Origin of the sequence: Vogesella mureinivorans, assembly GCF_007644035.1 — a bacterium.
In the GTDB taxonomy this organism is placed as follows: domain Bacteria; phylum Pseudomonadota; class Gammaproteobacteria; order Burkholderiales; family Chromobacteriaceae; genus Vogesella; species Vogesella mureinivorans.
Map to the genome: position 1 here is coordinate 1 of NZ_VMTV02000844.1, position 370 is coordinate 370.

At 72.7% G+C, this 370-nt stretch carries 1 protein-coding gene; it reads left to right on the forward strand.

Annotated features, from left to right (window positions below; genetic code table 11):
* Positions 1 to 370: histidine kinase dimerization/phospho-acceptor domain-containing protein (locus tag FLQ44_RS19890; protein WP_276607889.1), on the forward strand; the 370-nt coding region annotated here is incomplete at both ends.

The window sequence follows — 370 nt, forward strand, 5'->3', positions numbered from 1 at the left end:
CTGGGCCGCGGTGCGCATGGGCAGCCGCTCGCTGCGGCGCATCGCCCGTGCGGTGTCGGCACAGGCCGGTGATCGGCTGCAGCCGATCGAGCGTACGCGCGTTCCGGTCGAGATCCACGGCCTGGTCGACGCGATCAATGACCTGCTCGGCCGCGTCGATGAAACCCTGCGCCGCGAGCGCCGCTTCATCGACGAGGCCGCGCACGAACTGCGCACGCCGGTGGCCGGTCTGCGTCTGCACCTGTCCAACCTGGTGGAGGCCGAAGACGATGCGGCGCGCGCCCGCGCGCTGGCCCAGATCCAGCGCGGTCAAGCGCGGCTGGAGCGCGGTGTGGCCCAGCTGCTGACCCTGAGCCGGCTTGGGCCTGGT